This is a genomic window from Myxococcus sp. CA051A (assembly GCF_013336705.1).
GTDB classification, from domain to species: domain Bacteria; phylum Myxococcota; class Myxococcia; order Myxococcales; family Myxococcaceae; genus Myxococcus; species Myxococcus llanfairpwllgwyngyllgogerychwyrndrobwllllantysiliogogogochensis.
Window position 1 is genome coordinate 174,875 of record NZ_JABUMS010000006.1, and the last position, 8,186, is coordinate 183,060.

Consider the following 8,186-nt stretch of genomic DNA (forward strand, 5'->3'; position numbering starts at 1 on the left):
GCTCCACTGTCGCCACGTCCCATGTCCATTCGGCGACTTTCGAGTCATCCGTCGTTTCGAGCCTTCAGCCACCCGGCCTACGTGAAGGTCTGGTGGGGTGGGCTCATCTCCACGTTGGGGACGTGGATGGAGCTGGTCGCGCTCGGCATCTACGTGACGGAGACGACGGGACGCGCGGAGTGGATGGGCCGCATCACCGCGCTGGCGTTCCTGCCCTCCATCGTCCTCGTTCCGCTCGCGGGAACACTGGCGGACCGGTTTGACCGGCGCGCGTATCTGGCGGTGTGCACGCTGGGTCAGGCGCTGATAGCCGGGGCGCTCGCGGCGCTGGCGGCCACGGGGCAGCTCACGCTCACGCCCCTGGCCATCCTCTGCGTCCTGCACGGCTGCATGAGCGCGCTGACCCTGCCGGTCTTCTCGGCGATGACGGCCGTGATTCTCCCGCCCGAGCAGCTTCACAGCGGCCTCAGTCTGGACCTGGCGCAGGCCAACCTGGGACGCATCTTCGGCCCGGCGCTCGCGGCCATCGTCCTCACGCGAGGCGGCGTGGCGTGGGCATTTCTCATCAACACGATTTCCTTCCTGGCCGTGCTGGTGGCGCTGGCGTGGATGGGGCCGGTGAGTCGAGGGAGCACGAGGCCCGGAGAGGGCCTGTGGAGTGGCGTGAAGCGCGGGCTGCTCGCGGCGCGTGAGGACGTGGGCATCGCCGCGGCGCTGGGTGGAACGCTGGGGGTGGCCGCGCTCATCTCCCCCTTCATCGCGCTGGTGCCAGTGCTCGCGCTGCGGGTGCTCCATGGAGATGCGGCCACGGCGTCGCTGCTCACCACCGTGCAGGGCGTGGGAGCGGTCACCGCCGCCGTACTGGCGGGGACACTGGCCGAGCGTTGGGGACGCGGTGCGCTGCTGGAAAGGACGCTGCTCCTGCTGGGGCCCGTGGCCGCCGCGTACTGGCTGTCGCCGACCGTGGCCTTCGCCGGTGTCTCGCTCTTCATCCTTGGCGCGTTGTATCTGCTTGCCGTGGGGGGATTGAGGACGCTGTGCCAGGGTCGCGCCAGCGCGGAGCTCCAGGTGCGCGTGAGCGGCCTGTTCAATCTGGTCCTGAACCTCGGGTACTCGGGCGGGGTGTGGTTGCAGGGAGCGCTGGGAGACCGACTGGGACTGCGCGCCGTCACCGCATGCGCGGCACTGCTCTTCTTCGCGCTGGCCCTGGGCGTTCGCGTCCTGCTGCCGGGCCGGCTCGCGTCACTGGAGGCGCGATTGCCTCCTCCTTCGACCTGAGTGTCGCGCATGCGGCCATGCTCCGAGGTCCGCTCGCTTCGATGGAGGTCTCGATTGCCAAGTCCTTCGCGCTGAGCGCGGCTCACGCGGACATCCTCCAGGGTTGGCACGCTTCGAGGGAGGCCTCGCTCGCCACGTCCTTCGCGCTGAGCGCGGCTCATGCGGACACACTCTGGGGTCGGCTCGCTTCGAGGGAGGTCTCGCTCGCCACGTCCTTCGCGCTGAGCGCGGCTCATGCGGACACACTCCGGGGCTGGGTCTTCGCCTGGGCTTGCGCGAGCGCGTCGCGCAGAATCGCGGCGAGCTGCTGCACTCCCGGAAGCCGCAGCAGTGCGTAGTGGTCTCCGGGCAGTGTGTGGACCTCCACGCCACCCCTGGCCAGCAGCTCCCATTCGTGAGCACGGGGCGACTCGCCCGACTCGATGGAGAGCAACGTGCCGGTGTACGGCCGGGGCACATACCGCCAGGCAGCCCGGAGATTCGACTCGAACACCTCGCGCAGCGCGCTGAGGCCCGACTCGGGCAGGGCCGCCGCCTTGCGACCGGCCTCTTCCAGGAGATGCAGTGCTTCCTCCGGAGCGAGCTGTGAAAGCGCGGCCTCGGAGCACGGAAGGTCCGCGCCCGCCGCGCGCAGCAGGTCCCTGAAGAAGAGCGCGCCCAACCTCGTGGGCTCCAGCCACTCCCGGTCCACCGCACCTCCGGGATGGGCTCGCGCATAGGTGTCGATGAGCACCAGCAGGTCCACCTGTTCGCCCTGCTCCTGGAGTTGCTGCGCCAGTTCGAACGCGAGCGTGCCGCCCAAGGACCATCCACCGAGCAGGTAGGGCCCACGAGGCTGGACCGTGCGAATGGCGCGCAGGTAGTGGGCCGCCAGGGACTCCACGCTGTCGAGGGTCGGCGCCTCGCCGTCGAGCCCCGGTGCCTGCAAACCATAGAAGGGCTGGTCGGGCCCCAACAAGTGCGCGAGCTCCGCGTACGCGAGCACCGTTCCGCCCACGGGGTGGATGCAGAAGAAGGGCCGCTTCGTCCTTCCGCTCCGCAGTTCCACCAGCGACGTCGGCCCCTGGTCCTGGTGCAACAGGCCCGCGATGCGTTCCACCGTCGCCCCCTGGAACAAGGTCGCCACCGGTAGCGACCGCCCCGTCAGCCCGCGAATCCGTCCGAGCAGCCGCACGGCCAACAACGAGTGCCCACCCAGCTCGAAGAAGTCCTCGCGGATGCCCACGGGATGCAGGCCCAGCGTCTCCTCCCAGGCACGGACAAGCTGAAGCTCCAGCGACGTTCGCGGCGGGACTCGCTCCACCAAGCGGGCAGCCACCTCTCCCTCCGGAGCAGGCAGCTCGCGGCGGTTCACCTTGCCGCTGGGCGTGAGCGGCAGCGTGGCCAACGGCACGAAGTGGCCAGGCACCATGTACTCGGGCAGTCGTTGCTTGAGGAAGCTCCGCAGCTCAGGGGCCGCTGGCGGACCGCCCTCCCCGCCCACGACATAGGCCACCAGTCGCGTGAGGCCCAAGCCATCCGCGCGCGCCTCCACCACGCAGTCCTTCAGCGCCGGGTGGCGCGCGAGCACCGCTTCGATTTCGGCCAGCTCGATGCGATAGCCACGCACCTTCACCTGCGCGTCGCGCCGACCGAGGAACTCGAGCGTCCCGTCCTGCCGATACCGCGCGAAGTCGCCCGTGCGGTACAGCCGCGCACCGGGAGAGAGGTCGAGCGGGTCCGGAACGAAGCGCTCCAGCGTCAGGTCCGGCCGGTGGAGATAGCCACGCGCCAGCGCGTCACCTCCGAGGTACATCTCCCCGGGAACACCGAGGGGAACAGGTGCCTGTCGCGCGTCCAGCAGATGGACCCGGGCGTTCGCGATGGGGCGTCCGATGGAGGGAAGGTCCGGCCATGACTCGGGGTCGCCGGCCAGCGTGTGCGCCGTCACCACGTGCGACTCCGTGGGCCCGTAGTGGTTGTGCAGGACACACCCAGGCAACCTCCGCGCGAAGCGACGCAGAGCCGGCGTCACCCGAAGCTGTTCTCCCGCCGTCACGATTTCGCGGAGCCGTCGCGGCACGAAGTCTTCGCGGTCCGCCACCTCCGCCAGGCTCTGGAGCGCGACGAAGGGCAGGAAGAGGCGCTCGACTTCACACCGGTCCATCAGATCCAGCAGGGCGTGCGCATCCAGGCGCAGGTCCTCGGTGATGAGCACCAGCTCCCCTCCCGCGGCCCAGGTGGAGAACAGCTCCTGGAAGCTCACGTCGAAGCTCAGCGGGGAGAACTGGAGCGTCCTCCCCTGGGGGAGCGTGGACGCGCCGAGCTGCCACTGCACGAGATTGAGCAGAGGCCCGTGAGGCATGGCCACCCCCTTGGGCGTACCGGTGGAGCCCGAGGTGTAGATGACGTAGGCGAGCGACTCCGGGCCCGCGAGCGGCTCCAGGTCCGCCGAGCGCTCCTCCGCGAAGCGCGCCGCCTCCGTGTCGAGGTCGAGCCTGCGCGCCACGCCGTCCGGCAACACGTCGGAGAGCGTGGACTGCGTGAGCAACCACGTGGCACCCGAGGAGCGGAGCATCCACTCCAGGCGCTCCCGTGGATAGGAGGGGTCCAGCGGGACATACGCGCCGCCCGCCTTGAGGACTCCGAGCACTCCCACAGCCAGGTCGAGCGAACGTCGGACACATAGGGCCACCGGAACGTCAGCGCCCACACCACCCCGGCGGAGGAATCGCGCGAGTCGGTTCGCCTGCTGGTTCAGCTCGCCATAGGTGAGCGAGTGTTCACCGAAGCGGACAGCGACCGCATCGGGCGTGCGCGCGGCATGCACCTCGAAGAGCGCATTCACACAGGACGCCGAGGACCGGGGCGCCTCGGTGGCGTTCCACTCGACGAGCAAGCGGCGTCGCTCGGCCTCCCCCAGCAACGGCAGCGCCTCCACGTCCTGTCCAGGCTGGGAGAGCGCGGCCTGGAGCAGTCGCGTGTAGTGGCCCGCCATCCGAGACACCGTCTCCTCGGCGAAGAGGTCCGTGTTGTATTCCCAGTACATCACGAGCGACTGAGGGAGCTCGCGCACGAAGAGCGTGAGGTCGAACTTCGCCATGCCCGGCTCGAAGCTCAGCTCCTCCACGGCAAGGCCGGACAGGGCCAGCGGAGCCGTGGGCCCAGGCATGACGAACATGACCTGGAAGAGTGGCGAGCGACTCAAGTCCCGGCTCGGCTGGAGCGCGTCCACCAACTGCTCGAACGGAAGGTCCTGATGCGCGAACGCTCCCAGGCACGCGCGCCTCACCCTTCTCAACAGCTCCCGAAAGCTCGCCCCTTGCGTCTGCGTCCTCACCACCAGCGTGTTCACGAAGAACCCCACCAGCGCTTCCACCTGCCTCCAGTTCCTCCCGGAGATCGGCGTCCCCACCACCACATCCGTCTGTCCGCTGTAGCGTGAGAGCAACGCCTGGAATCCCGCCAGCAGCGTCATGTACAGCGTCACCCCTTCCTTCCGGCTCAGCTCGCGCAGCGCCCCCGCCAGCTCCGGAGGAAGTCGCACCGCGAGATGGCCCCCGTTGAATGACTGCATGGCGGGCCGTGGCCTGTCGGTGGGTAGCTCCAACACGGGCGGCGCGCCGGCGAGCTGCTGCTTCCACCACGTCAGCTGCTTCTCCAGCACCTCCCCCTTCAGCCACTCTCGCTGCCACCTCGCGTAGTCCGCGTACCGCACCTCCGGGCGCCGTTCGTCGACGGCCGTCCCTCTCATCTTGGCCTCGTACGCTTCGCTCAGCTCCCTCTCCAGCACTCCCACCGACCACCCGTCGAACACGATGTGATGCACCACCCACACCAACACGTGCTCCGCCTCCCCCACCTTCAGCACCTTCGCCCTCAGCAGCGGCCCTCGCTCCAGGTCGAACGGCCCGCGCGCCTCCTCCTCCACTCGCGCCAGCACGTCCCCTTCCTCCGCCTCCTCCACGCCCAGCGCCAGCTCCACCGCCTCGTGGATTCGCTGCACCGGCCGGCCGTCCACTTCGCCGAATGTCGTCCGCAGTGACTCGTGTCGCCTCGCCACCTCGCGGAACGCGTCCTCCAGCGCCTTCACGTGCAGAGGCCCCGTCAGCCTCACCGCGAAAGGCATGTTGTAGGAGAACCCCTCGGCATCGAGCTGGGAGAGGAACCACAACCGCTGCTGCGCGAAGGACTGCTCCGCCACGGCACTCGGAGGCCCTCGCACCAATGGCGGCGGTGCCGCGCCCCTCGCATCCTCCAGCACGTCTTCCAGATGCTCCGCGAGCTGGGCCACCGTGGGGGACTCGAACAGCACCCGGACAGGGAGTTCGCGACCGATGACTTCCTTCAAGCGCGACACCGCCTGCGTCGCGAGCAGCGAGTGTCCTCCCAGCTCGAAGAAGTGGGCCTCGATGCCCACACGCTCCAGTCCGAGCAACGGGCCGAAGACCTCCGCGACCACACGCTCCATCGCGGTGCGCGGCGCCATGTAGCCACCCCGAGCTTCCTCCGCACGCGGCACGGGCAGGGCCTTGCGGTCCACCTTTCCCGTCGGCGCCAGCGGAAGCGTGGGCAGCGACACGAAGGCCGACGGCACCATGTACTCGGGCAGCTTCGCCTGCAGTTGCGTGCGCAGCTCGGAGGGTTCGAGCCGCTGGCCTTCCTGGAAGACGGCGTAGCCCACGAGCCGCCGATCTCCCGGCACGTCCTCGCGGACGACAGCCACCGCGTCTCGCACACCAGGGAGGGCTCGCAACACCACCTCCACTTCGCCCAGCTCGATGCGGAACCCGCGCAGCTTCACCTGGCCGTCCAGGCGGCCGAGGAACTCCAGGTTCCCATCCGCGAGCCAGCGGGCCCTGTCCCCCGTGCGGTAATAGCGCTCGCCCGATGCGGCGCCGAGCGTGTCCGGAAGGAAGCGGTCCGCGGTCAGGTCCGGACGGCCGTGGTAGCCATGCGCGAGGCTGGCACCGGCGACGCCCACTTCCCCTGGGACACCGAGGGGACAGGGCTCGCCCTTCGCGTCCAGCACATAGAGCCGCACGTTGGTGATGGGCTCTCCCACGGGAGGCAGCGCGGGCCATGACGACGGTGGGCCCGATGCCCTCCAGGCCGTCACGACGTGCGCCTCCGAGGGCCCGTACTGATTCTCCAGCACGCAGCCCGGAAGCCGATCGAAGAAGGCCACCAGCGCGGGCGTCACCTGGAGCTGCTCGCCCGCCGTCACCACCTCCGTCAGCGGCGGCAACACATCCTCCGCACCGGCCGCGTCACACACAGCCTGGAGCGCGACGAAGGGCAGGAACAGTCGCTCCACCCGGTGACGCACCATGTACCGCAGCATCGCGCTGGGGTCCCGGCGCAACTCGGGGGTGATGAGCAGGACTCGCCCGCCCAGGCACCAGGTGCCGAACAACTCCTGGAAGGAGACATCGAAGTTGAGCGAAGCGAACTGGAGCGTGGTGGCGTCCGGCTTCACCGTGCGCCGCAGCAACCACCAGAGCATGTTGCCCACCGCGCGGTGGGACATGACGATGCCTTTCGGTCGCCCCGTGCTGCCCGAGGTGTAGACGAAGTAGCAGTGTGTCTCCGGGGAGACGTCGACACGCGGAGCCATCGTGGGACGCCGGCCGATGGCGGGGCCTTCGTCTTCCAGGCAGACAACGCGAGCGCCGGTGTTCGGCGGCAGCGCGGCGACGAGGTGCGACTGCGCCAGCACCACGGGCGCACGCGTATCCTCCAGCATGAGCGCCAGTCGCTCGACGGGCCAGGTCGGGTCCAATGGAAGGAACGCCGCGCCCGCCTTCAAGGTGGCGAGCACCGCCACAGGCATCTCCAGTCCACTCCGGTCCAGACACAAACCCACCGAGCCATTGGGAGGAACCCCGAGCGCCACCAGGTGGTGCGCGAGCTGGTTCGCGCGCGCGTCCAGCTCCGCATAGGTCAGCGAGCGTGTGCCGTCCGTGACGGCCTCCGCATCAGGCGTTCGCGAGACCTGGGCCTCCACCCATTGGTGCATCAGCCCCGGCACATAGGTGGAGTCCTGGCGCGAGCCCCAGTCGACCAGCAAGCGCTGTCGCTCGGAGTCTCCGAGCAGCGGGAGCTCCGAGACCTGTCGTTCCGAGGTCTCCACCGCCGCGCTCAGCAGCCGGCCGTAGTGGCCCGCCATGCGCGACACCGTCTCAGCGTCGAAGAGGTCCGTGTTGTATTCCCAGTACGTCACCAACCCGCGAGGCGTCTCCCACGCGAACAACGTCAGGTCGAACTTCGACACGCCGGGCTCGAAGTCGAGGTCCTCCACCTGAACGCCGTCCAGGTCGAGTGGCGACAAGGTGCCAGGCATGACGAACATGACCTGGAAGAGTGGCGAGCGACTCAGGTCCCGACTCGGCTGGAGCGCGTCCACCAACTGCTCGAACGGAAGGTCCTGGTGCGCGAACGCTCCCAGGCACGCGCGCCTCGCCCTCCTCAACAGCTCCCGGAAGCTCGCCCCTTGCGTCTGCGTCCTCACCACCAGCGTGTTCACGAAGAACCCCACCAGTGCTTCCACCTGCCTCCAGTTCCTCCCGGAGATCGGCGTCCCCACCACCACATCCGTCTGTCCGCTGTAGCGCGAGAGCAACGCCTGGAATCCCGCCAGCAGCGTCATGTACAGCGTCACCCCCTCCTTCCGGCTCAGCTCGCGCAGCGCCCCTTCCAGCCCCGCTGGCAGCGCGACCCGCTTCAGTGCGCCTTGGTAGGTCCGCACCGCGGGCCTCGGGCGGTCCGTCGGCAGCTCCAGCACCAGCGGCGCCCCCGCCAGCTCCTCCTTCCACCACGCCAACTGCTTCTCCAGCACCTCCCCCTTCAGCCACTCCCGCTGCCACCTCGCGTAATCCGCGTACTGCACCTCCAGGCCCCGCTCCTCCCCCTCCTCCCCTCTCACCCTC

2 protein-coding genes are annotated in these 8,186 nt (G+C 69.2%); one reads left to right on the forward strand and one right to left on the reverse strand.

From position 1 onward, the window contains the following. The first annotated feature begins 21 nt into the window (after nucleotides 1-21). Nucleotides 22-1,278 (forward strand): MFS transporter, encoded by a 1,257-nt coding sequence (locus HUA74_RS19235; RefSeq protein ID WP_174455657.1) that lies wholly within the window; start codon nucleotides 22-24, stop codon nucleotides 1,276-1,278. 232 nt (nucleotides 1,279-1,510) lie between these two features. Here HUA74_RS19235 and HUA74_RS19240 read toward each other — a convergent pair whose 3' ends face one another. Further along, on the reverse strand, nucleotides 1,511-8,146 hold the full coding sequence (locus HUA74_RS19240; RefSeq protein ID WP_174455658.1) for a non-ribosomal peptide synthetase: 6,636 nt from the start codon (nucleotides 8,144-8,146) through the stop codon (nucleotides 1,511-1,513). Nucleotides 8,147-8,186: the final 40 nt, after the last annotated feature.

Bases quoted from the DNA above. Each gene is read 5' to 3' on its own strand.
- HUA74_RS19235 (WP_174455657.1), top strand. From the start codon at position 22: ATGTCCATTCGGCGACTTTCGAGTCATCCGTCGTTTCGAGCCTTCAGC.